Genomic DNA, 479 nt, shown 5'->3' with positions numbered 1-479 from the left:
CAAACTCCCATCGTTATTGAATATACAACAATCATCTTTTTTTTTTGTTTTGTTATCGCTACACTCTAAACTAATGTTTTTCACAATCTCGTTATCAGTCATATTTTCTATAACTGTTGACATAGTAAAAATAAAACCTTTCCCTCTAACAGTTGTTACAGACTCACCGATAACACCAACATCTTTGAGTGCTTTTCGTAATAAAGAGATATTTTGATACAACGTGTTAGGAGTGACACTCGAACCTTTTTCGCCCCAGGCAATATTATAAAGTTCACTTTGTGAAATTGTCATTCCCACTCGGGAGACAAAAGCCTCTAATAATTGTGCCGTAGGGGCATTAAGTTTAACTGTACTACCTGTTAATAGTGAAGATACTATACCGCTGCCAGGATAGAATATGACATTCCCATTGATAATATAGCTTTTATCCATTCTTATCTCCATTTCCCTTGTCTACTCACTAAATTACTTCACCA

The 479-nt window shown here is 34.9% G+C and carries 1 protein-coding gene; it reads right to left on the bottom strand.

Going from position 1 to position 479, the window contains the following annotated elements; all coding sequences use genetic code 11:
* The coding region (locus tag V1952_RS22490; protein ID WP_420075628.1) for a winged helix-turn-helix domain-containing protein at positions 1-435 on the bottom strand (435 nt) is incomplete at its 3' end.
* Between the last annotated feature and the right edge of the window lie 44 nt (positions 436-479).

The sequence above is a fragment of the Yersinia sp. 2542 StPb PI genome (assembly GCF_048593855.1).
Classification (GTDB): Bacteria; Pseudomonadota; Gammaproteobacteria; order Enterobacterales; family Enterobacteriaceae; genus Yersinia; species Yersinia enterocolitica_E.
Note: the sequence above shows the minus strand (reverse complement) of the source record. Positions and strands in the feature narration are given on the sequence as shown.